The sequence below is a fragment of the Kribbella sp. NPDC050459 genome, assembly GCF_040655315.1.
GTDB lineage: Bacteria > Actinomycetota > Actinomycetes > Propionibacteriales > Kribbellaceae > Kribbella.
In genome coordinates this window covers 186200-209427 of record NZ_JBFAJQ010000008.1, presented here as the reverse complement: position 1 = coordinate 209427, position 23228 = coordinate 186200, and the positions used below count along the sequence as shown (strand labels likewise).

At 69.1% G+C, this 23228-nt stretch carries 19 protein-coding genes; 8 read left to right on the top strand and 11 right to left on the bottom strand.

Annotated features, from left to right (window positions below):
* Positions 1-20 precede the first annotated feature (20 nt).
* From AB0I12_RS25605 to AB0I12_RS25595, 3 genes are all read right to left on the bottom strand, one after another.
* Positions 21-386, bottom strand: a complete 366-nt coding sequence (locus tag AB0I12_RS25605) for a J domain-containing protein (protein WP_359934135.1) — start codon at positions 384-386, stop codon at positions 21-23.
* The gene (locus tag AB0I12_RS25600; protein ID WP_359934133.1) at positions 383-595 is read right to left on the bottom strand and encodes a hypothetical protein; all 213 of its coding nucleotides are present in this window, start codon (positions 593-595) and stop codon (positions 383-385) included. Before AB0I12_RS25600 ends, AB0I12_RS25605 begins: the two co-directional genes overlap by 4 nt.
* A 596-nt stretch (positions 596-1191) precedes the next feature.
* Positions 1192-1635: an Hsp20/alpha crystallin family protein gene (locus AB0I12_RS25595; RefSeq protein ID WP_359934131.1), complete on the bottom strand. Its 444-nt coding sequence runs from the start codon at positions 1633-1635 to the stop codon at positions 1192-1194.
* Positions 1636-1767: 132 nt separating this feature from the next.
* Here AB0I12_RS25595 and AB0I12_RS25590 point away from each other — a divergent pair, with 132 nt between their 5' ends.
* The 3 genes from AB0I12_RS25590 (at position 1768) to AB0I12_RS25580 (ending at position 5117) form a co-directional block, all read left to right on the top strand.
* Complete coding sequence (locus AB0I12_RS25590; protein WP_359934129.1) at positions 1768-2475, top strand: hypothetical protein; 708 nt, start codon at positions 1768-1770, stop codon at positions 2473-2475.
* Positions 2476-3282: 807 nt separating this feature from the next.
* Positions 3283-4131 carry an ATP-binding cassette domain-containing protein gene (locus tag AB0I12_RS25585; RefSeq protein ID WP_359934127.1) on the top strand — a complete coding sequence of 283 codons (849 nt, stop codon included), beginning with the start codon at positions 3283-3285 and terminating at the stop codon, positions 4129-4131.
* Positions 4128-5117: an ABC transporter permease subunit gene (locus AB0I12_RS25580; protein ID WP_359934125.1), complete on the top strand. Its 990-nt coding sequence runs from the start codon at positions 4128-4130 to the stop codon at positions 5115-5117. The genes AB0I12_RS25585 and AB0I12_RS25580 overlap by 4 nt, the downstream gene beginning before the upstream one ends.
* Here the strand turns inward: AB0I12_RS25580 and AB0I12_RS25575 are convergent.
* Positions 5110-7620 (bottom strand): YfhO family protein, encoded by a 2511-nt coding sequence (locus AB0I12_RS25575; protein WP_359934123.1) that lies wholly within the window; start codon positions 7618-7620, stop codon positions 5110-5112. The genes AB0I12_RS25580 and AB0I12_RS25575 overlap by 8 nt on opposite strands.
* A 105-nt stretch (positions 7621-7725) precedes the next feature.
* Here AB0I12_RS25575 and AB0I12_RS25570 point away from each other — a divergent pair, with 105 nt between their 5' ends.
* Entirely contained in the window at positions 7726-8706 is a 981-nt protein-coding gene (locus tag AB0I12_RS25570; protein ID WP_359934121.1) for a glycosyltransferase family 2 protein, read from the top strand.
* Between the two features lie 18 nt (positions 8707-8724).
* On the opposite strand, the gene ugpC is transcribed toward AB0I12_RS25570, so the two are convergent.
* On the bottom strand, positions 8725-9804 hold the full coding sequence (gene ugpC / locus AB0I12_RS25565; protein WP_359934119.1) for a sn-glycerol-3-phosphate ABC transporter ATP-binding protein UgpC: 1080 nt from the start codon (positions 9802-9804) through the stop codon (positions 8725-8727).
* 223 nt (positions 9805-10027) lie between these two features.
* Here ugpC and AB0I12_RS25560 point away from each other — a divergent pair, with 223 nt between their 5' ends.
* The gene (locus AB0I12_RS25560; protein ID WP_359934117.1) at positions 10028-11056 is read left to right on the top strand and encodes a LacI family DNA-binding transcriptional regulator; all 1029 of its coding nucleotides are present in this window, start codon (positions 10028-10030) and stop codon (positions 11054-11056) included.
* Here the strand turns inward: AB0I12_RS25560 and AB0I12_RS25555 are convergent.
* The 4 genes from AB0I12_RS25555 to AB0I12_RS25540 all read right to left on the bottom strand — a co-directional run bounded on the left by AB0I12_RS25555 (position 11040) and on the right by AB0I12_RS25540 (position 15221).
* A complete protein-coding gene (locus tag AB0I12_RS25555; protein WP_359934115.1) occupies positions 11040-12818 on the bottom strand; it encodes a sialidase family protein in 1779 nt (592 codons plus the stop codon). The genes AB0I12_RS25560 and AB0I12_RS25555 overlap by 17 nt on opposite strands.
* 76 nt (positions 12819-12894) lie before the next feature.
* The gene (locus AB0I12_RS25550; protein WP_359934113.1) at positions 12895-13392 is read right to left on the bottom strand and encodes a hypothetical protein; all 498 of its coding nucleotides are present in this window, start codon (positions 13390-13392) and stop codon (positions 12895-12897) included.
* Positions 13393-13462: 70 nt separating this feature from the next.
* Complete coding sequence (gene snpA, locus AB0I12_RS25545; protein ID WP_359934111.1) at positions 13463-14164, bottom strand: snapalysin; 702 nt, start codon at positions 14162-14164, stop codon at positions 13463-13465.
* Positions 14165-14327: 163 nt separating this feature from the next.
* On the bottom strand, positions 14328-15221 hold the full coding sequence (locus tag AB0I12_RS25540; protein WP_359934109.1) for an alpha/beta hydrolase: 894 nt from the start codon (positions 15219-15221) through the stop codon (positions 14328-14330).
* A gap of 56 nt (positions 15222-15277) precedes the next feature.
* On the opposite strand from AB0I12_RS25540, the gene AB0I12_RS25535 reads away from it, so the two are divergent.
* Positions 15278-15862, top strand: coding sequence for a helix-turn-helix domain-containing protein (locus AB0I12_RS25535; RefSeq protein WP_359934107.1), 585 nt, complete (start codon positions 15278-15280; stop codon positions 15860-15862).
* A gap of 3 nt (positions 15863-15865) precedes the next feature.
* Here AB0I12_RS25535 and soxR read toward each other — a convergent pair whose 3' ends face one another.
* Positions 15866-16342, bottom strand: a complete 477-nt coding sequence (soxR, locus tag AB0I12_RS25530) for a redox-sensitive transcriptional activator SoxR (RefSeq protein WP_355695902.1) — start codon at positions 16340-16342, stop codon at positions 15866-15868.
* Between the two features lie 371 nt (positions 16343-16713).
* Here soxR and AB0I12_RS25525 point away from each other — a divergent pair, with 371 nt between their 5' ends.
* The gene (locus AB0I12_RS25525; RefSeq protein WP_359934104.1) at positions 16714-18783 is read left to right on the top strand and encodes a DEAD/DEAH box helicase; all 2070 of its coding nucleotides are present in this window, start codon (positions 16714-16716) and stop codon (positions 18781-18783) included.
* Positions 18784-18855: 72 nt separating this feature from the next.
* On the opposite strand, the gene AB0I12_RS25520 is transcribed toward AB0I12_RS25525, so the two are convergent.
* Positions 18856-19941 carry an aminotransferase class V-fold PLP-dependent enzyme gene (locus AB0I12_RS25520; RefSeq protein ID WP_359934102.1) on the bottom strand — a complete coding sequence of 362 codons (1086 nt, stop codon included), beginning with the start codon at positions 19939-19941 and terminating at the stop codon, positions 18856-18858.
* 117 nt (positions 19942-20058) lie between these two features.
* On the opposite strand from AB0I12_RS25520, the gene AB0I12_RS25515 reads away from it, so the two are divergent.
* Entirely contained in the window at positions 20059-23211 is a 3153-nt protein-coding gene (locus AB0I12_RS25515; RefSeq protein ID WP_359934100.1) for a penicillin acylase family protein, read from the top strand.
* Positions 23212-23228 lie beyond the last annotated feature (17 nt).

Sequence of the window (23228 nt, the reverse complement as noted above, 5' to 3'; positions counted from 1 at the left end):
CGCGGCAGGTTGCGCGGTCGTCAATGGGCGCCTCCTCCGGCCGGCGGTTGCCAGTGCACTGGCCCAACCCGGACGTCGGGTGTGACCCGTATCCGCGCGGATGTCGCAGGCTCGCGGACATCTGGTTGCGGTCCGGGAGGGTTGCTCGCGGTTGCCGATCGGGTGCGGTCGTAGGCGGCGCGGCGGACAGGGTCGCGCAGGCCGGCATAGGCGGCGAGGATGTCCTGCAGGCGCTCGTCGGCCGCGTTGTCCGGATCGGACGGCGTCCGGGTGTCGGGATGGAGTTGGCGGACGAGGCTGCGGAAGGCGTGGTCGAGGTCGTCGCCGGTGGCGTCAGGGCTCACGCCGAGGACGGCGTACAGGTCGGGAATCGGTGCCGTAGTCATGGCTGTACTCCGCCGGGCCGCCCCGGCTCGCCGGGATCGACCGGGTCGTCGAGGTCGACCGCGGGTGTCCACCCGGTCCCCGGTGAGGACGACATGGAGAGTCTGTGCATGAGCTGGTTCATCCGGCGGTGGATGTCGTCGAGGTGCGCGAAAGGCTCCGTCGGCAGCCACCGCACCGCATCCTGCCGACGGGCCACGCGGTCGATCATCACGCTCACCCCCTGCTTGTGGTGAACCTCGAGTACCGGGTCGGATCGGGCCGAGGTGATGCGGCGGCCCGCCGGAGATTACGTCCTTGGAAGGACAGATGGCGGATCGTCGGGTCACCGCCGCACGGGTCGAGATGTGACTGGGCGGGCGGCCGCATCACCGGGCTTCAATGGCACTGTCGACTTTCGGTCTGCTCACCTCCTCTGTGCCTGCAGGGATTCAGGCAGGTGCTTCGGTGCGGCGGAGGGCCGCGCTGGCGGCCGTGTGGCCGCCGCCGGGGGACGTGGCCGTGTGGCAGGCCCACCCGGCGCGACCATCGGCGTGATGGCCGCTCGGCCCAGGCTCCGACGGATGGACAGGGCCGCCGGGTGGGTGGTTCGCACGGCGCTTCCCAGCAGGCGGCGACCAGAGCGTCGAACTCCGCACGCACCAGCTCGTCGTCGCTGAGCACGAGGTCCACGAAGACCTCGGCCTCGTCGACTGTCGGCTGTGTGCCGGTCGCCTTCATCGATCTCACCTCATCGACGAATGCCCGCCGGTGACGGCGGCGTCGGATCGCCGTCACGCGGCTGTGAAGTGCCTGCCAGGTCGGTGGTCAGGCGTCGATCTGCCTCTGGCCGCTGTCGGTGTTCGCGATCGCGATCTTGCGCGGCTTGGCCTGCTCGGCGACCGGAATCTTCAGCGTCAGTACGCCGGCCTCGTAGCTCGCCTCGATGCGGTCGGCGTCCAAGGTGTCGCCGAGGAACAGCTGCCGGGAGAACACCCCGAGCGGCCGCTCGGAAACCTGCATCTCCACGCCCTCGCCGAGTTCGAGCGGGCGACGCTCGGCCTTCACCGTCAGCACGTTGCGCTCCACGTCCAGATCGATCGCGTCCGGGGTGATTCCCGGCAGATCGAAGGACACCACGTACTGGTCGTCTTGGCGGTAGGCGTCCATGGGCATCGGCGTCGGACGCGACCACGTGCCCGGTGTCTGATTGCCGAAGAACTGCTGGGCGAACCGGTCCAGCTCCCGGAAGGGGTCTGTGCGCATCAACATCGTCCTGCACCTCCTGAAGTGTCGATTCAACGGTGGTGTCAACACGCACTTCTCTTTTAGCATGTCAACGGAAGGATGACAAGAAGGAAATGTCATCTGACCGATGACATACTTGGTGAGGGAGGTGGTCATGTGGAGGAAGTCCGGACGACGGGGAACAGAGAGCGCGCGGAGAGTACGGAGAGCGCAGGCGGCACGCAGTCCGCGGCGGCCGCTGTCGCCACCGTGGAAGAATTCGTGCAGCAGCTCACCCGCGACGCGTCTGAGACCAGGCCCAGGGGGTCCGTCGCCGCCACGGACATCCTGGCCGCGCTGAGCAAGCTTCGCGCCCTGCAGGAACAGCTCGCCGCCTGGGAGCCGCTGCTCATCGGCGCGGCGCGCGTCCAGGGCGCGAGTTGGGCCGCGATCGCCCCCGCTCTCGGGGTGGGCAGTCGCCAGGCAGCCGAACGCCGCTATCTACGCGTCAACCCGCACAGCGCCGACCCCGCCGGAATGACCGGAGAACAGCGGATCCAGGCCGCCCGCGACCGTCGCGCCGGCCAACGAGCGGTCACCCAATGGGCGCACGCCAATGCCGCCGACCTGCGACGGCTGGCCTCACAGGTCAGCGCGCTCGAGGGACTCGACGCCGCCGCTCAAGAACGCGCCGACGAGATCCACACCGCACTCGGTGACGCGGACACCACCACCCTGCTCGGTCCACTGGCACAGGCCGAGCCGCATCTCCAGGAGAACCATCCACGACTGGCCGGGCAGATCGCGGCGATCGGCCAGACCACCGCTCGCTTGCGCCACGGTCCAACGACCAGCAGAGCAGCCTCCGACCGCGACCGGCCTTAGTTCCGGGACAAGTCCCAGGCAGTCTGGAGCACAGGTGGTTGGCTCCCCTGCCGCGGTCAGCCGGGTGGCCCGCATCTGCACCGCGGCGTCGCCCAACCCGCCGAGCCGGCCAGACCGACCGGCCGGTGCGGCGTCCTGGGTCGGGCTGGCACGCGGCTGTGACCCACCTCGAAGCGCCGCAGCAACCGCGACGTCTGTATGACGGCGGAGGCGCTTTGCTGCCAGAGATAGGCCTTGGCTCGAAGGTGGAGTCTGCGCAGGTGACTTCGGACATCGACACGAGCGTCGGCCGACGCGGCGGATGGTTGCCCAGGCCTCCAACCTGTCGTGCTTGATGGTCGGCCGGACCGCTGCCTCGTTGAGCACGAGCGCGAGAGCGCGGGAAGGATCGCGTCGCGCGTGTGGGGTGATCACCTGCGCCACCGACCATGCCGAGCGCCACCGACCAAGCCCAGCGCCAGGCACTACCTCCACCTAGTAGGCGCTGCGAGCGCCAGCTCGCCACCCCGGCGGCAGCCGGGCGCTGCCGGCGGTAGCCGGTGGGTGGGTGGGAGCGCGCGGAGCGCGTGCGGTGAGGAGCGCAGCGACGAAGCAAGCACCGGCGGAGCACGCGTGGGACTGACTATCCACCTCCGCCTTCACTACCTCCGCCTCCGGCTCCCCACCCCCCAACCACCTCTGCTGAACAAACCTGGGACGCTGTGCGTCTGCTGAACGACGAGAGGGGTGTGGATGTCCGACGTGGCCGTCAGTACGCGTGGGTTGCGTAAGACGTATCGGACCCGGCGGGGGCGCAGGGTGGTGGCGGTGCAGGGGCTGGATCTTGAGGTGCCGGCTGGGGGTGTGCACGGGTTTCTCGGGCCCAACGGGTCGGGGAAGACGACCTCGATCCGGATGTTGCTGGGGCTGGTGCGGGCCGATGCGGGGACGATGACGGTGTTCGGCGAGCCGGTGCCGGCGCGGTTGCCGGAGGTGGTCGGGCGGGTGGGGGCGATTGTCGAGTCGCCGAAGTTCTTCCCGGCGTTCACGGGGGAGAAGAACCTGGAGCTGCTCGCGGAGGCGATCGGCGCGCCGCGCGCGAGGGTCGGTGAGGTGCTCGAGCAGACGTCGCTCGGTGAGCGGGGCGGGGATCGCTTCCGGTCGTACTCGCTGGGGATGAAGCAGCGCCTGGCGATCGCGGCCACGTTGCTCAAGGAGCCGGACCTGCTGATCTTCGACGAGCCGACGAACGGCCTGGACCCGGCCGGTATCCGGGAGATCCGCGAGACCATGCGCGGTCTCGGCGAGCAGGGGAAGACAGTGCTGGTCAGCAGCCACATTCTGGCCGAGGTGGAGCAGGTCGCCGACACCGTGTCGATCATCGGCCACGGCCGGCTGCTCGCGTCCGGCACGGTCGCCGACGTGATCGGCGGCGGTACGGCGGCGGCTGTGAAGGTTGCTGTGGACAACCACGAGGCCGCGACCCGGATCCTGACCGCGTCCGGTATGACGGTGCGCGCCGACGGCAGGTACCTGCTCGTCGAGGGCGCTCCCGACCCGGCCGACGTGACGCGGCGCCTGGCCCATCAGGAGTTGTACGTATCCGAACTGGTCCCGGTCCGCGCCGATCTCGAGTCAGTCTTCCTGGAGCTGACCGAAGGTGAGGGGCTGCGATGATCCGGCTGACCAAGGTCGAGCTCCGGCGGCTGACCGCGCGACGGTTGATGGTGATCGGTCTCGCCGGCCTGTTCCTGATCACGATCCTGCTGCTGGTGGCCACCTGGTTCGACGCGCGGCCGTTGTCGGCCGCGGAGCAGCAGCGGGCCCAGCAGCAGTTCGAGATCGCGCACCACGAGTGGGTCGAGCACGCCGACGAGACGCTCAAGCAGTGCGAGGCGGACTGGAAGACGCAGCCCGACCCGAAGCCGAAGCTCGAGGACATGTGCGCATACCCGGAGCCCAGGCTGGAGGACTTCGGCAAGCCGAAGACCGTGTTCAGCCAGATCACGCCGGAGCTGCTGCAGGGTTCGTCGTACTTCCTCGCCTTCGCGGCGTTCCTGATCGGGGCCAGTTTTCTCGGCGCGGAGTTCAGCTCCGGTGCCATCGGCAACTGGTTGACGTTCGAGCCGCGCCGGCTGCGGGTGTACGGCAGCAAGCTGCTCGCCGCCGCGACCGGGTTCGTACCGGTGGCCGCGGTCGTTCTGGGCGTCGTGCTGTTCGGAACGTTCCTGATCGTCGACAAGCTGGGCGACACCGGCGGTACGACGGGGAAGGTCTGGGGTGACCTGGCCGCGATCGGGGGCCGTGCCGTGGTGACCACCGCGCTGGCGGCTGCGCTCGGCTGTGTGGTCGGCCTGTTGCTCCGGCACACCGCCGCCGCGATCGGTGTCGTGATGGCGTACCTGGTGCTCGCCGAGGGCGTGTTCGCCGCGTTCCTGGAGAAGGCCCAGCCGTGGCTGGTGAAGCTCAACTTCGACGCCTTCGTGCGGCACGACGCGCAGTACTACGTGACGGAATGCAAAGCCGGCGGCGACGGCAGCTACGCCTGCGACTACGTGCAGAAAACGCTGTCCTTCGAGCATGGCGCGTGGTACCTCGCGGCCCTCACCGCGGTCGTGATCCTGCTCGGCGCCTGGGTCTTCAACCGCCGCGACGTCAACTAGTCGTCCGCCGCCGCCGTCGTACCGCGCCGATCAGCACGATCCCGAGCGTGGCCACGGCGGCGGCCGCGCCGATCGCGAGCCCGCGGCGCAGCCCCGGCGGCACGAACGTGCAGTCGACCCGGTCCGCCGCACCGGTCAACGGAACGGCCATCAGACCGCCGAAGTTCCGCGGGGTCTGCGGTTTGCCGCCGGCGACCCGGCAGGTCCAGCCGCTGATCTTCGGTACGCCGATGACGGCCCAGCCCTTGCTGTCCGCGGGCAAGGTCGCGTGCAGCGAGTGGCCGCTCGCCTTCACGTCGGTCGCCCCGGTCGCCCGCAACGACTTCACTGCCTTGCGGAGCGCCGCAGGGCTGAGGCAACCGATCGCGTTGCGCGGCGGGATGCCCTGCGGGGCGTCGCCGAAGTTGACCTCGATGAGCACGATGCCGTTGGCCGGCACGGTGCCGAGCCCGACCATCGCGCTGCTGGTGTTGATGCCGGGCCGGCGCGTCGAGCTCAGCTCCCACCAGCGGCCTTCGGCGAGCCGGGCGCGGCCGCCGACCCGCGGCATGAACAGGTACGCCGAGCTGCCCGGCGCGCATTTCGCGACCAGCTTGACGTCACCGCTGGCGAACCGCGTGCCCTTGTACTCCGGGACCTCGTACACCTTGCTGCCGAGCAGCCGCTCCTGCGCGGCGTACGCGTTCGGGGCGTTGTTGTCGAGCGGCACCGCGGCGTCGAGCCGGCGCCGTACGGTGACCAGCGGCGGCACCGTCGCCCGGCCGATCTCCGGGGCGCCGTCGCCGATCAGCCGCATCCGCGCGCCGACCGAGAAGATCGCGTCCGTCGCCGGGTTGTCGAGCGTGTGGGCCGCGCGGCCGTACCCGGACCAGCCGAAGCCGAGCTCGGTCATCATCTGGTTGACCGAGTGCGGCAGCAGGCTGCTGTACAGCCCGGCGCCCTGCCCGCCGAGCAGGATCGGATCGTTCGGCGTGATCGACGTCCCCGGCTCGGTCCGGTACGCCGGCCACCCGCCGGCGTCGCGCAGCGCGTCGTACCGCGCGGTCTGCTTGTCGTCCCACGGCGCGGCCGACGTGCTGAGCACCTTCGAGCGCTGCACGTCGGTGATCACCGCGGTCCAGGTGGTCTCCACCGCGACGACCGCCAGCAGTACGCCGAACGCCGCCGCGACGGGCCACTTGGTACGGCGGGTTCCCGGGATCCGGCGCAACGTCCAGATGATGCCGAACGCAGCCACGGTCAGCGCTCCGGAGGCGATCAGCACGATCAGCCAGTGCTCGGTCAGCAGCGGGCTTCCCTCGGACAGGACGGCGATCAGCGCCAGCAGCGCCGCCCCGCCCAGCAGGGCGATCGGCCCGGGCAGCTTGTGCGCGACCGAGATCCACGCGACCGCGACGAGCAGGCCGCAGAGCACGAACGCCTCGCGGTACTGGCTGCCGTTCGGGGTGTCGAACGCGTGCCAGAACTCCTGCGTCGGCGCCCAGCGGAACGACCAGCCGACAGCGACGATCGTGACGACCCAGACCGCCTTCTCCCGCCACGGGACGAACTTGTTGAACGGCATCGTCAGCGCGAGCAGCAGCGCGATCGTGCCGACGTACAGGCTGGCGGTCCGGCCGACGCCCTCGGACAGCGGCAGCAGCCGGGACAGGAACAGGTCGATCGCCGACGCGTGGAAGATCCCGGACGGGGACGGCGTTGCGGCCCGGTTCGTGGTGACGATCGGGAGCAGGACGGGCGCGACCAGCGCCATGCCGAGCGCGAACGAGACGCCGTGCCGGACGACCGACCGCAGGCGCAGCGACCAGCTCAGGTCGCTGCTGAGCAACCGGGCGAGCAGGTAGATCCCAGCCGCGATCGTTGCCATGTAGGCGGTGTAGAAGTTGGACAGCCAGAAGACGGCCACCACCAGCACACTCAGCAGCCGGTTGGTACGGCGCAGTGACCACTCGGCGACCAGGAAGAACATCGGCAGGGCGATCAGGCCGTCGAGCCACATCGGCACGTAGGATCCGTCGTCGAGTGCCCAGCCGCACGCGCCGTACGAAACACCCAGGATCGCCGCAACCCAGCGGGGTCCCGGGCGCATCGAGAGAAGTACAGCGGCCATCGCGGCCGCGGCGAGACTCAGCTTGAGGGTGGTGACGACGTAGACGGCGAGATCGATCTGGTCCCGGGGGAACAGACCCACGAGCAGTGACAATGGGCTGCCGAGATCGACTCCGACGTCCGCGAGGAAGCCGACGCCGAAGGCGCTCTGCCAGTTGAACAGCAGATCGCCCTGAGCCCGGCCGTGCAGGACGTCCCAGAGGTGGGCGAAGAAAGGGATGTACTGCGTGCCAAGATCGTTGGTACTGCGGGACAGCGAACCGAAGGGAAAGGTACCGCGGATGATTCCGGAGGCGGCGAACACCGCCGCCACCACGACAGCTGCGACGGCGGCCGGCAGCAACGCCGATCGCCGCCGGACAGTCCCTCCCTCAGCACTGTCCTCGGAAACCATTGGCCGCCCCTTCGTTCCGCTCGCTCGGTCGCCAAAGCTAGCGGGTAGTTCCGGTATGGACAAGAATCGCATCACGGTCGGCGTGCGGGGCGGATGGAGACAACGATGCGGTTGAGTCTGGTGGTGCCGTGTTACAACGAGGTCGAGGTGATCTCGCGGTTCCATCAGGCGCTCAGCCACGAGCTCGCGGGGACCGGGCGGCCGTACGAGATCGTGTATGTCGACGACGGTAGTTCTGATGGGACGCTCGAAGCACTCGTCGGGTTGGCAGCGAGCGACGAATCGGTGCGGTACCTGTCGTTCAGCCGGAACTTCGGCAAGGAAGCCGCGATGCTGGCCGGTCTGCGGTACGCGACCGGCGACGCCGTGGTGATCATGGATGCCGACCTGCAGCACCCGCCGGAGCTGATCGGCCGGATGCTGGAGGAGTACGAGCGCGGCTTCGACCAGGTGATCGCGCGCCGCAACCGGACCGGCGACCCGGCGAGCCGGACGCTGTTCGCGCGGGCGTACTACTGGCTGATCAACAAATGGGCCGACGTCGAGCTGGTGGACGGCGTCGGCGACTTCCGGCTGCTGTCCCGGCGCGCGGTCGACGGGCTGCTCGAGCTGAACGAGTACAACCGGTTCTCGAAGGGCCTGTTCGCCTGGATCGGGTTCGAGTCGATCCTGTTCGAGTACGACAACGTGAAGGCGCCGCCGGACCGCAAGAGCCGGTGGACGTTCCGGCGCCTGCTGGAGTACGGGTTCGACGGGCTGCTGTCGTTCAACAGCAAGCCGCTGCGGATGGCGATCTACGTCGGCCTGCTGCTGACCGCGGTCGCCGCCGGGTACGCCGTGTGGGTGCTCGTGGCCGCGATCGTGCGCGGCGTGGACATGCCGGGCTACGTGACACTGATCGCCGCGATCGTCGGGCTCGGCGGCCTGCAGATGGTGATGCTCGGCGTGATCGGCGAGTACATCGGCCGGATCTACTACGAGACCAAGAAGCGCCCGCACTACCTGCTCAAGCAGACCAACATGAACCCCGCGGACCGGCTGGACAAGCCACCGGCCCCGGGTGGCGGAACCACCCGGGGCCGGTAGGACAGCTACTGCTGAGGATCAGGCGGTGAGCCGCTCCTCGGTGGAGGTCGAGAACAGGTGCAGCTTGTCCGGCACCGCCGCCAGGCGGATCGTCGAGCCCTTCTCGACCGGCATCCGGGCGTCGATCCGCGCCACGATCTGCTGGTGCTCGTTGTTGTGCTCCGCCGTCCCGTACAGGTACGCGTCGGCGCCGAGCTCCTCGACGACGGCGACCTTCACCGGCAGGCCCTCGTCGGCGACCTTGAAGGCCTCCGGGCGAACGCCGACGGTCAGGGTCTTGTCGCTGCCGGCCTTCTCCAGCAGGCTGCGCTGGAGCGGGATGACGTAGTCGCCGACCTTGGCGCCGCCCTCGGTGATGTCGGCGGTGATCAGGTTCATCGCCGGCGAGCCGATGAAGCCCGCGACGAACTTGTTCTTCGGGTTGTCGTACAGGTTCAGCGGGGTGTCGACCTGCTGGAGCAGACCGTCCTTGAGCACCGCGACCCGGTCGCCCATCGTCATGGCCTCGACCTGGTCGTGGGTGACGTAGACGGTGGTGACGCCGAGACGCTGCTGCAGCTCGGCGATCTGGGTACGGGTCTGGACCCGCAGCTTGGCGTCGAGGTTCGACAGCGGCTCGTCCATCAGGAAGACCTGCGGGTTACGCACGATCGCGCGACCCATCGCGACCCGCTGACGCTGACCACCGGAGAGGGCCTTCGGCTTGCGCTCGAGGTACTCCTCCAGGCCCAGCAGCTTGGCGGCCTCCATGACGCGCTTGGCGCGGTCTTCCTTGGAGACGCCCTGCATCTTCAGCGCGAAGCCCATGTTGTCCGCGACCGACATGTGCGGGTAGAGCGCGTAGTTCTGGAACACCATCGCGATGTCCCGCTCCTTCGGCGGACGGTGCGTGACGTCGCGGTCGCCGATGTAGATGGAACCCTCGTTGACCTCTTCGAGGCCGGCGAGCATCCGGAGCGAGGTGGACTTGCCGCAACCCGACGGGCCGACGAGCACCATGAACTCGCCGTCCTCGATCTCGAGGTTGAGCTTGTCGACGGCGGGGGTGTCACCACCGGGGTAGATCCGGGTTGCCGCCTTGAACGACACAGTAGCCATGACTGTTCTTTCCCTTCACCGGCAGGAACGTGCCGGACGATCCGAGTAAAGGTTCCCCCGGGCCGGGGGAGTCCGCCTATCCTCGCCCGGCCCGGCTCGTCCTGACAAGGTGTACGGCGTGTGACGTGTCCGTTCTGTTCACCCTGTGGACACTCGTGTGCAGCCTGCAAGTTCTTGCAGGATCTTGCTGAAAAGTCAGAGGTGGCTGGGTACAGTGCCGGGCGTGAGCAGCAGAGCACGGCTGGCGGACATCGCGGCCAAGGCGGGGGTCAGTGAGGCGACGGTCTCGCGAGTGCTGAACGGGAAGCCGGGGGTGGCCGACGACACCAAGCAGTCGGTCCTGACCGCGCTCGACGTCCTCGGGTTCGAGCGGCCGTCGCGGTTGCGGCGGCGGTCGGCGGGGCTGATCGGGCTGGTGATGCCGGAGCTGATCAACCCGATCTTCCCGGCGTTCGCGCAGGTCATCGAGTCGGCGTTGTCGCAGCGCGGGTACACCCCGGTGCTGTGCACGCAGTCGCCGTCCGGGGCGACCGAGGAGGAGTACGTCGAGATGCTGCTCGAGCGCGGCGTCTCCGGAATCATCTTCGTGTCCGGCCTGCACGCGGACACCGGCGCGGACCACGAGCGGTACCAGTTGCTGGTCGAGCGCCACTTGCCGGTGGTGTTCGTGAACGGCTGGCTGCCGTCGGTCGAGGCGCCGTTCGTGTCCTCGGACGAGTACGCCGCTATGGAGCTGGCGGTCTCGCACCTGGTGGCCCTCGGGCACCGCCGGATCGGGTTCGCGTCCGGTCCGGAGCGGTTCATCGTCGTCCAGCGGAAGCTGGCCGGGTACCGGACGTCGATGAAGGCCCAGTTGGGCCTGCCGGACGAGGACCTGGATCCGATGGTCGCGCTGAGCATGTTCGGTGTCGAGGGCGGCGAGGCGGCCGGCCGGCAGTTGCTGGACGCCGGGGTGACCGCGGTCGTGTGTGGCTCGGACATGATGGCGCTCGGCGTCATCCGCGCCGCCCGGCAGCGCGGTCTGACCGTGCCCGGGGACGTCTCGGTGGTCGGGTACGACGACGCGCCGATGATGGAGTTCACCGATCCGCCGATGACCACGATCCGCCAGCCTGTGCATGCGATGGGCCTGGCCGCGGTCCAGTCCCTGCTGGAAGAGGTCCGCGGCCACACCACACCCCATACAGAGTTCCTGTTCCGCCCGGAACTCGTCGTCCGTGGTTCGACCGGCCCGGTCAGAACGGGTATCTGAGCCGTAAGCCGGGGGCCGTCGTCGCGTTGCTGGTGTAAATCCCGGAGATCTCTGTCGGCGTCAACGCGCGTGTGTAGAGCCGGAAGTCGTCGAGCGCGCCCTTGAGGTTCTGCAGGCCGTCCAGGCGCTGCCCCAGGTGGATCTGGAACGGACGCTTAGGGCTGACCGATCCGATGCTGCCCGTAGCGCTGGCTGCTGCCACGCCGTCGACGTACAGGGTGAAGGCGCTGCCTTGGCGGCTCAGTGCGAAGTGGTGCCAGGCCTGGTCGTTGTAGGGCTTGCTGGTTTGCAGGGTGATCGCGGTCTCGCCACTCTGGGCGAGAGCTCGCAGCCGGTTCTTGGACGGTTCCGCGCGGAGCCAGAGCTGGGAGTAGACGTCGCCCTGGTTGTAGGCCCAGAGCAGCGGCTGGTCGGCGGTGCTGGCGCCGTACTTGAACCAGCCGGTCCAGGTGAAGTCGCCGCTGCTCACCGCGAGCTGCTCCGCGAACGGGAGCTGCACGTAGTCGTCGGCACCGTCGAGCGAGACCGCCGTACCGAACTTGCCGGCCACCGGCGCCGGTCCGCGCAGGTAGCCATCGAGGTTGTTGCCGGAGGCATCAGGTGTGGTGGGTACGCCGGCGGTGTTGCCGTCGGGCAGACCGAGGTCGGACTCGGTGAAGGTCGTGAACCAGATGTACCCGTGCGACCAGTTGGCGGCGCGTTCGTAGACGAGACCGACGGTGCTGTCGCTGATCCGGGTCATGTCGGTGTACGCCGCCATGCCGCTGTAGACGACCGTGCCGCCGCCGGGGTCGACCCACTCCGTGCCGCCCTTGAAGGTGGAGCGGATCGTCAGGTTCTCCCGGGTCGTCCCTTGGCGGGTCTCCGTGGCGAGCAGCACCCGGTTGTAGCGGTCGCCCCGATCGGTCGCCCTGAGCTCGAGCGTCGACGCCTGCACGGTCGGTACGGCGAGGCTCTGCTCGGCGGCGTCGGCGTGGAAGCCGGTGGAGAAGGTCTGTCCGGCGTCGCTCGAGACGGCCGACGCGACCGTGGACGGGTTGGTGCCGCCTTCGTCGCGGGCGAAGGCGAACAGGGAGCCGTCGGGGCGCTCGAAGACGGACAACTCCTGGACGCGGAGGGCCGGATCCGCGGAGTTGTCGTGGGCTCCGAGGTGCCACGTCGTACCGCTGTCGTCGCTGTAGACGAGGGCGCCGCCTTTGTGGTCGCCGTCAGTGGTGGAGTAGTGCGTGCCGACGACCAACCGGCCGGCGTGCGGTCCGCGTCGCAGTTGGATGCCGTGCGATGGGCCGGTCGCGTAGCTACTCCACTCCGGCAGCTTCACGCTGCTGGTGATCTCGCGCGGTGCGCTCCAGGTTGCCCAGTTGTCGTCGCTGTACTGCGCCCACACCGTGTTGTAGTCGCGCGTGGTGAGCAACGTGATCCGGCCGGTGTCGGCGTCGACGATCGGGGCCGGGTTGTGCGCGGTCGAGTTCACGCCCGCATGCACGGCCTGCGGCGCGCTCCAGGTCGCGCCGCCGTCCGTCGATCGCACCATCACGACGTCGTGCGTGCCGAGGTCGCCACAGGTCGGCTTCCGGCCCTCGGCGAACACCACGAGCGTGCCGTCGTTCCCGCGCACCAGGGCCGGGATCCGGAAACAGTTGTACCCCGCGGTTCCGGGCGACAGGATCGCCTGTCCCTCCAGACCTGCGCCGTACGCCGGAGACGTCAGACAGGCCGTAACCATCACGAGAAGCGCAAGCACCGCTCGGCGGAATCTCATGCGCACCAGTCTTCGCGAGAACCGGCGCGAATCGACGGGTTCCCGGCGTGTCGTAGTACGTCCTATGTCCTCACGGTCAGTGCTCGCAGGTCTTCGTCCGGAAGTCGGTCAGCGACTCGATGTGCCGCTCGTTGTCGGTGCCGACCCACACCGTGCCGGGTTCGAGCCGCGCGAGGTCCTGCTCGGCGAACTCCACGTGGCTCGCCGACCAGCTGTTGTCATGCGTCCACCCGTAGATCGTGTACCGCGTTGCCGGATCACGGCGCTCGAGAGTTCCGATGAGGCGCCACCCGTTCTCACCGGCGGTCAGCGTGAACTGCGAGAACCCGGCTACGGCCGGCGTGACCTCCCAGCGGCCCATGGCCTTGTCCTGGGGCGTCTCCGGCTCGGGACGTGGATCCCGCAGATACATGCTCGCTCCGTCGATGTGGCCCTCGCACATCTGGACGACGATCAACGGCTTGCCTTGGGTGTCGACTGCCACACCGACGATCCCGCCCGGAGGCACGCCGCAGCCGGTCAGTGTCGACGTACCGATGACTGCCGCGGCCGCGGCCCCAGCCCATCTCCGCATGGTTCAGAGTAGAAGCTCCGGCCCGGTGCCGTCCCCTGCCGGGCGGCTCCGGGCCGGAGGATTCGGGGGACTACTTGGAGGTGTGGAAGGCCGAGGTGCCGGCGGCGGCGAAGCCGTTGGCCCAGAGCTGGTTCACCTTCGAGCGCTCGGTCGAGTCCGGGTAGGGGTTGGTGCAGGACGGGCCGGGGCCGCCGCCCGACATCAGCTCGGAGCACGGGCCGGAGTAGTGGTCCGGCAGGCCGAGCACGTGGCCGGTCTCGTGGGCGACGATGCGGGTCTTGTCGTACTGCTGGGACTGCGCGTAGTCGATGAAGATGTATCCGCCGCCGTGGCCGTCGGTGGACGCGTACGAACCGCGGGGGTCGTTGCCCTCGGTGTAGTAGAAGTCGTAGTTGCTGCCCTCGACGAGCTTCACGTTGCTCACCGACGAGTTCCAGATCTGCGTGCTGGAGGAGATCTGCGACGCGAACGTCGGCGCGTCGACGGCGTACGTGACGGTCACCGCGGTGACCTTGCGGCCTGACTTCGCCTGCTGCGCCATCTTGGCCCGCGCAGACTTCATGACGGCGTCGTAGAACGCCTTGGTGGCGGCTTCGTCCTGCGGCGAGCCGACGTAGGCCGCCCGGGTGGCAGCGGTGGAGACAGTGGAGACGGTGGCGACGGTGTGGTCGGTGGCCGGCGCGGCAGTCGAGGGGGACGCTGCCAACGCGGGCACGGCCAGCGCGGCGGCGGCGAGCCCCGCGAAGCTGGTCAGGATACGGCGATGCGACATGGAGGGCCTCACTCCGAATCGGTGGCGGATAGCGACGGGCGGATCACCGATCGCTACCAACGGATGCTGCCAAGACTCACCGGATTTCGCATCGGATCGCGGAAAACCCTCGGGTTAACCCGCGAACCGGGCCGATCGTTCTATGCCGCCCATAGCTTTGTGGTTATGGGGTGTCGTGCGTGTCCAGGAAGCCGCGCAGGTCGCTCGCGATCCGGTCCGGGTACTCGCCGTTGACCGCGTGCGACGCGTCCGGATAGAACGCGACGGTCTTCGTACGCAATGCGCGCTCGGCGGTACTGCGGGCCTTCGCCGGGTCATGCATCACCGAACGCCCGGCGATGATCGCGAGCACCGGCATCGGCAGGTCTGCCAGCTGCTCCTCGGTGATCCGGTGCGGCTGCGGCTGGCGCATCGTGTAGTTCTTCATGCCGGACTCGATCATGTCGGCCACCGGCATGTGCTCGACCGGCTTGCCGCCGGCGGTGTAGGAGTTGAAGCTGTCCCGCCACGACCGCGGCAGCCACTTCACCGTGGCCGGCAGCGAGCGGACCACGACCTCGAGCGGCAACCCGTCGTACACGAAGACCGCGTCCAGGGTGGTGACCGTCGCGATCCGGTCGGGGCGCCGGACGGCGAGGTTCATCGCGGTCCAGCCGCCGATGGACAGCCCGAGGAGGTTGAACCGCTTCTCCGGCAGGGCCGCCAGCGTCTGGTCCAGCCAGGCGGCCTTGTCGGCGTCGGAGGTGATCGGCTTGCTCTGGATGCTCATCCCGGGCTCGCCGAGCAGGTCGATCGCGTAGACGTCGGTGATCGCGAGCAGCGACTTCAGGTTGTCGGCCCACACCGGCGTGCCCGACGAGGTGCCCGGCAGCAGGACCAGCGGATGGCGGTTTCCCTGGGCGCCGGCGAACCGGTACCCGCGGACCAGGCCGAACTCGGTGCGAATGTCGTGCACCGCCGCCGGGGCCGGGACGTCGCGCATCGCCGCGTCGTACTTCGAGCGGTAGTCGTCGTACCCGGAAGCGCTGTTCCAGTGACCGACCGGATTCTTGGGCATCGAAGGTCTCTCCTAACCACTTGGTAAGTAATCCCACCATACGGTAAGTTGAGGCCATGCCTTCAGCGCGCGGCCGGAACCTGACGTTCACCGAGGAAGCCCGCCGCGCACAGCTGGTCGACGTCACGATCGAGCTCGTCGCGGATCGCGGGTACGCCGCGGCGTCGCTCGGGCGGATCGCGGAGAGCGCCGGGATCACGAAGGCCGGCGTGCTGTACCACTTCCCGTCCAGACAGGCCCTCGTCGAGGCCGCCTATCAGCACGTGCTGGCGGCGGTGGTGGCGACTGTCGGCGCGGCTGTCGGGGCCGCGGGTCCGGCGGACGGCGTGTCGGCGTACGTCCGGTCGATGGTCGGACATCTGCGGGAGCGGCCGCGGCATGTGCGGATGCTCATCGAGGCGATGACGTCGGTGGCCCCGTTGACCGACTCGAAGGCGCGCTGGTCCGCGGTCGCGGACCTGCTGGCCGCGGCCCGTGCTGCTCGCGGGGTGACGGAGCCGGTGGATCTGCGGTCCGCCGCGCTGCTGATCGGCGGCGGAATCGACGCGATCGTGGCCGAGTCGCTCGCCGATCCGGCGTACGACGCCGCGGCCGCCGCCGAGCTGCTGGTCGACGTGGTGGAGCGTGGGTTCCTGAGCTAGGCCCTAGGCCTCGCCGGGGATGCCGACGTTGAGCAGGCGGGCGCCGGGACCGCGGGTGGAGAGGCGGTCTTCCTTGTTGTAGAGGTTGCAGCGCTGGAGGCTGAGGCAGCCGCACCCGATGCACGAGTCGAGGTCGTCACGGAGCCGTTCGAGCTCGGAGATCCGCTCGTCCAGGCGGCTGCGCCAGGACTTCGAGAGCTTGCTCCAGTCGGCGCGGGTCGGCGTCCGGTCCTCGGGGAGCGAGTCCAGCGCCTGTTTGATCTCGGCGAGCGCGAGACCGACCCGCTGCGCCGCCTGCACGAACGCGATCCGCCGCAGCGTGCTGCGCTGGTACTGCCGCTGGTTGCCGGCCGTCCGCCGGGACGCGATCAGTCCCTGATCCTCGTAGAACCGTAACGCCGACGCCGCCACCCCGGACCGCTGCGCGATCTCCCCGATCGAGAGCCAATGCTCTTTGCTGGGGACGTTCTCCTCTCCCATACCGCCACCCTAGGACGGCATTCCAAAAACTCAACAACGCTTGAACTGTGTGGCGACGGGTGCCGAGAGCACCAGTTGGGCGGGTGGTCTGGTCCGCGGCGGGTGGTCGGGGCGGTCGTCACGATCGGTTATACTTTTCTGGTGTCGGTGCGCGCGTCGCGTCACCAGAGATGTTCCCAGGCGCTCCGACCCGTCGGTTTCAGCATCCGGCTGAAGATCCCGGCGACATGGGTGCAACGCGATAGCACCCGCAGGTCGATGCCCGTCTCCTGCTGAAGTACGTAGCTTTGTCCGGTCATGTTTTCGTGACCGGCGCTCACGTGCGGCTGCGATCCGGCGCCAATCGTCCGTGAATCCGAGAGAGAGTTTGCGTGACCCAGCACCACCAGCACGACCCCGAGTCCGCCGACGGGCGGACCAAGAAGCCCCGGCACAAGAAGCACCAGAACCAGTCGTACGGCGAGCGGATGGCCGCGGACGCGACGTACGACGCACCGCGCGCGGACCGTGCGCCGGTGAAGGGCTACCGCTCCGAGCAGCCCCGCCCCGACCGCGGCCAGCGCAACCGCGACGACCGTCCGTACAACCGCGACGACCGCCCGCAGTACAACCGTGACGAGCGTCCGCGCTTCAACCGTGACGACCGTCCGCAGTACAACCGCGACGACCGCCCGCAGTACAACCGCGATGAGCGTCCGCGCTTCAACCGTGACGACCGCCCGCAGTACAACCGCGACGACCGCCCGCAGTACAACCGCGATGAGCGTCCGCGCTTCAACCGCGATGACCGTCCGCAGTACAACCGTGACGAGCGCCCGCGCTTCAACCGGGACGAGCGTCCGCAGTACAACCGTGACGAGCGTTCGTCGTACCGGCGGGACGACCGTTCGCAGGGTGAGCGGACCGACCGGCCGCGCTTCAACCGGGATGAGCGGCCGCGCTTCAACCGGGACGACCGTCCGCAGTACAACCGGGACAACCGGTCGCAGTACAGCCGGGAGGACCGGCCCCGTTTCGAGCGGGACGACAAGAGCTATCGGAGGGACGAGCGAGTGCAGCGGGACGACCGGCGGAACGAGCAGGCGGAGCAGCCGGTGGACCTCGGTACTGTTGCTGAGGACAACCAGTTTGCCGCGCTCGGCCTCGCGCCGCGGCTCGTGCAGCGGCTGGCCCGGGACGGGATCACCACGCCGTTCCCGATCCAGGCCGCGACCATCCCGGACGCGCTGGCCGGCAAGGACGTGCTCGGTCGCGGCCAGACCGGTTCCGGCAAGACGCTCGGCTTCGGTCTCCCGACGCTGATGCGGCTGGCCGGCGGCCGGACCGAGTCGCGCCGTCCGCGCGGCATGATCCTGGTGCCGACCCGTGAGCTCGCGATGCAGGTGCACGACGCGCTCGAGCCGCTCGCGCACGTGATGAACGTGTCGCTGAAGCTGATCGCCGGCGGCCTGCCGTACCCGAAGCAGATCGAGTCGCTGCGCCGCGGCGTCGACCTGCTGATCGCCACCCCGGGCCGCCTGATCGACCTGTGCGAACAGGGCGCGGCGGATCTGGGCGCGGTGGAGATCTCGGTCCTCGACGAGGCCGACCACATGTGCGACATGGGCTTCATGCCGGCCGTCACCACGCTGCTCGACATGACGCCCGCCGAGGGCCAGCGGCTGCTGTTCTCCGCGACCCTCGACAACGACGTCGACAAGATCGTGCGGACCTACCTGAAGGACCCGGTGCAGCACTCGACCGAGTCCGGGCAGGCGACGGTCAGCACGATGGAGCATCACCTGCTGGTGATCGAGCCGGCGCACAAGCAGTCCCTGACCGCGGAGCTGGCCAGTCGTGACGGCCGGACCATCGTCTTCGTCCGTACCAAGCTGGGCGCCGACCGGATCGCGACACAGCTGCGCGACCGCGGCGTGATGGCCGCGGCCCTGCACGGCGGCCTGGCCCAGGGCGCACGGAACCGGACGCTGGAGCAGTTCAAGGACGGTTCCGTTCCGGTGCTCGTGGCAACGGATGTCGCGGCCCGGGGCATCCACGTCGACGACGTCGGGCTGGTCGTCCAGGCCGACCCGCCGGCCGAGCACAAGGACTACCTGCACCGCGCCGGCCGTACGGCGCGTGCGGGCGGCAAGGGCGCCGTCGTCACGCTCGTTCTGCCGCACCAGCGGCGCGGGATGATGCGGATGGCCGAGTCGGCCGGCGTGAAGGCCGAGCCGGTCCGGGCGCGTCCGGGCGACGAGCTCGTGACGGAGCTGACCGGCGGCAACAAGCCGTCCGGGTACCCGGTGAAGCTGCCGGCCCCGAAGCCGCGCGGCAACAAGGGCGGTCGCCGCTTCGGCAGCACCCGCCCGGGAGGCGGCCAGTACAGCCGCGGCGGCAACGGCCCGCGCCGCAGCGGCAACGGCCCCCGCCGTACCGACGGGAAGTCGTACCAGCACTGAGCCGCACAGGCTTGAACAACGAACGGTGGGCTTGGACAGGGTATTTCCTGGTCAAGCCCACCGTTTCTTGTGTCAGGTCAGGACGGCCCAGAGGCGGGCGAGGACGGTGGCGATCTCGTCCGCGTCGAGTGGGACGAGCTCCAGCATGAGTTCGTCCTCGGCCATGCGGTCGATCATCACGTAGATCGGTGGTGTGCCGGCCTCCAGTTCGGTGGCGACACGTTTCGCGTCCGGGACCGTCAGCCGGACCCGGGACACCTGCAGGCCGGTGGGATCCTGCACCGCCACGGCGGTGATGCCGGGGATCCGCGAGGCCGCGTCGACGAACGCGTCCACCTTGGCGAGCTCGTCGGCCTCCCACTTCACCCGGTCGAACGCCTGCCACTCCTCGAGGGCCGCGAGAACGCCGACGATCGCTTCCTTCGTCGGCTTCATCACCCGCCCGATGCCTTTCTCCTGGGCCCGCAGTGCCTGCACCAGGCTCCAGCTCCCGGCCGCCAGTCCGGCGGTCGGCGAGCCGAGGTACTTCTGCCCGCTCACCAGCACCAGGTCCGCACCCGTCGCGAGCAGGTCCGCGATCCGCGGGAACTGCGCGGCACCGTCGATGATCGCCGGTACGCCGCGGCGGTGCGCGGCCCGGATCGCGGCGACCAGGTCGATCGGCTCGCCGCGCGTCAACCGCGACGACACCAGCATCAGGCAGGCGACGTCCGGGCCGTCGAGCTCGGCCTCCAGATCGTCGATCGTGCAGCCGTCCTCGTCGCCGGCCAGGTCGACCTGCGCGCCGGCCAGCCTGATGCCCTGCAGGTTGGAGTGGCCGTAGTCGATGACGTGGCAGGCCGGCAGCACGACGCGGTTGTGCATCTCCGTTGCGTCCGGCAACGCCGCCGTACGCCGGGGGTCGCCGCCGGTCATCGTGGCCGCGGCGGCGAGCGTGATACCGGCCGCGGTGCAGTGCACGACGGCGCCGGCCTGGGCGCCGGTCACCTGCGCGATGGCTTCACTGGCCCGGTCGCCGAGCTCGTCCATGTCGAAGAACTCGGGCAATGCCTGGGCGACCGCCGCCACCCCGTCGGAGCTCCTCGACACCCCCAGCGGGGTGTACGTCCCCTTGGCGTTGATCACCACACTCAACCGATAACGATCGTGGATGCTCATGGTGTTGCCGAGCGTAGTGGTCACGGACAGCAATTGGCGAGAGTCCGAGAGCAGTCAAGATCTTGACCCGAAGCTACTCGTGAGTCATTCTCACTTTTACCGACCTGAGGAGGGACCGTGCCCCGCCCCGCACTCCGAACCCGCCTTCGTACGACGATCGCCGTGGCCGCCGTCACCGCTGTCCTGGCGGCTCTGCCGGCGCCGACCCAGGCAGCGCCCCAGGCTGTTGCCGCGAGCCCCACTGACTATTGCCTGGAGCAATGTCGTGACATCCTGCCGCCCGGGCAGAACGGCAACGCAACCTTCACGGATCTCCTTGCTTTCAAGGCGTTGGGGGTCCGTCCGGCGCACTTCAGCGACACGGTGAAGCCGTACCAGGACCTGGTCTGGAACTCGCAGGGCATCACGGACGCGGGTCTCGCGCCGTACTTCGACGACTCGTCGTTCGGGGTGAAACCGGACGACGTGGCAAGCACCGTCCAGCCGCGCAGCGACGTGACGATCGTCCGCGACAAGTCGCGCGGCATCCCGCACATCACCGGGACCACGCGGCTGGGCACGATGTTCGGTGCGGGGTACGCCGGCGCGCAGGACCGGCTGTTCGTGATGGACGTGTTCCGGCACCTCGGCCGCGGCCAGCTGACGCCGTTCGCGGGCGGCGCGGCGGCGAACCGGGAGTTCGAGCAGGAGTTCTGGCGGACCGCGCCGTACACCGAGGCCGATCTGCAGCGGCAGTTCGACGACGCGGACGACTTGTACGGCGCCGACGGCGTGAAGATGCAGCAGGACATCCAGGCCTGGGTGGACGGCGTCAACCACTACATCGACACGGTCGGCATCGCGTACCCCGGCGAATACGTCGCCCTCGGCCTGCAGTGGCCGACGCCGCACTGGAAGGTGACGGACGTGGTCGCGACCGCGGCCGTGGTCGCGGGCATCTTCGGCACCGGCGGCGGCTCCGAGGTGACGTCGGCGCTGGCGCTGCTCGAGGCACAGGCGAAGTACGGCGTTGCCCAGGGCACCAAGGTGTGGGAGTCGTTCCGTTCCCAGAACGACCCGGAAGCCAGTACGACGGTGCACAACGGCGCGACCTTCCCGTACGGGACGACCGGGCCGAACCCGGCCGGCCGTGCGCTGCCGGATCGCGGCTCGGTCACGTCGGAGCCCGAGGTGATCGACCAGACGGCCGGCAAGACGTCCGCCGCCGTACCGGCCCCGGACAACGCGGAGAGCCTGCGCGGAATCTTCGACGGCGGACTCTTTCCGGAAGGTTTCGGAAAGAAGGGTATGTCGAACGCCCTCCTGGTTTCCGGCGCGCACACCCAGTCGGGCCGCCCGGTCGCGGTCTACGGCCCGCAGACCGGGTACTTCGCCCCGCAGTTGCTGCTTCGCCAGGAGCTCCAGGGGCCCGGCGTCAGCTCGCGCGGGATCGCGTTCGCCGGCCTGAACTTCTACACGCTGATCGGCCGCGGCCCCGACTACTCGTGGAGCGCCACGTCGGCGGGCCAGGACATCACCGACACGTTCGCCGTGCCGCTGTGCGAGCCGAACGGCGGAACGCCGACGAAAACGTCGCAGTACTACGTTTTCCGCGGCCAGTGCGTGCCGATCGAGCGGCTCGAGCGGCACAACGCGTGGTACTCCAGCCTCGGCTCGTCGGAGCCCGCCGGGTCGTACACGCTGGTTGCTCTACGCACCAAGTACGGCATCGTCACGCATCGCGGCACGGTCGGCGGAACGCCGGTGCTGTTCACCAGGAACCGCTCGACGTACGGCAACGAAGCGGGGTCGGCGCTCGGGTTCATGCAGTTCAACGACCCGGACAAGGTCAAGTCCGCCGCCGACTTCCAGAAGGCGGCCGCGAACATCGGGTACACCTTCAACTGGTTCTACGCCGACAAGGACTCGATCGCGTACTTCAACTCCGGTGACAACCCGGTCCGCGCGGCCGGCGCCGACCCGAACCTGCCGACCTGGAGCTCGTACGAGTGGCAGGGCTGGAACCCGGTCACGAACCGCGCGACGTACACGCCGGCGGTGCAGCACCCGCAAGTGGTGAACCAGGACTACCTGACCAGTTGGAACAACAAGCAGGCGCCCGGGTACTCGGCGTCGGACGGCCAGTGGGGCTACAACGCGGTCTACCGGAGCCAGCCGTTGGACGACCGGATCAAGGCGGTCATCGGCAGCGGCCAGAAGTTCACCCGGGGCAAGCTGGTCGAGGCGATGGAGGACGCGGCCACGGTCGACCTCCGCGGCGACCAGGTCCTGCCCTACCTCCTGAGAGTCCTCAAGTCCGCACCGATCACGGACCCCGCGGTCGCCGACGCGGTCGCGAAACTGACCGCCTGGCAACAGGCCGGCGCGCATCGCAAGACCCCCAGCGCAGCATCCCGCACGTACGACAACGCCGACGCCATCCGTGTGCTCGACGCATGGTGGCCCCTGCTCGTCCCTGCACAGTTCAAGGCCCTGGGGCCGGACCTCTACGGCGCACTGACCGCCAACTTGAAGATCGACGAGCGCCCGAGCGCCCAGGGATCCGCCTTCCAGAGCGGCTGGTGGGGCTTCGTCCAGCGCGACCTCCGAAAGGTCCTCGGCGACCCCGTACAGGCGGACCAGCCAGTCACCTTCTGCGGCAGCGGGTCACTGGCCGCCTGCCGCACCACCCTCACCGAGACATTGCTGGCGGCGACCAAGGTCCCGGCGTCGACGACCTACCCGGCGACCGCGGACTGCGCGGCGGGCGACCAGTTCTGCGCCGACCAGATCGCGCACAACCCGATGGGCGGCATCACCCAGGATCGGATCGCGTGGGTCAACCGGCCGACGTACCAGCAGGTGGTCGAGTTCCCGGCGAAGCGCGGCGACGACGTCAGCAACCTGGCGGCCGGGAAGACGGCGACCGCGAGCAGCTACGAGAAGGGCTGGTACAACTCGCCGCCGGCCCAGGCGGTGGACGGGAAACTGAACACCCGGTGGGCCAGCGACTGGTCCGATCCGCAGTGGCTGACGGTTGACCTCGGCAACGAGCAGCCGGTCAGCCGGGTGGTGCTGCACTGGGAGGCCGCGTATGCGCGGGCGTACAAGGTCGAGGTGTCCCGCGATGGGTCCACCTGGCAGCAGGTGTACGCGACGACAGCCGGTGACGGTGGCCAGGACGTGGTCCGCTTCGGCGCCGTACCGGCCCGGTTCGTGCGGGTGACGGGGACCCAGCGCGCGACGTCGTACGGCTATTCACTCTACGAGCTGCAAGTCTTCAGGTGGTGATACCCCGGCGCCTGTCA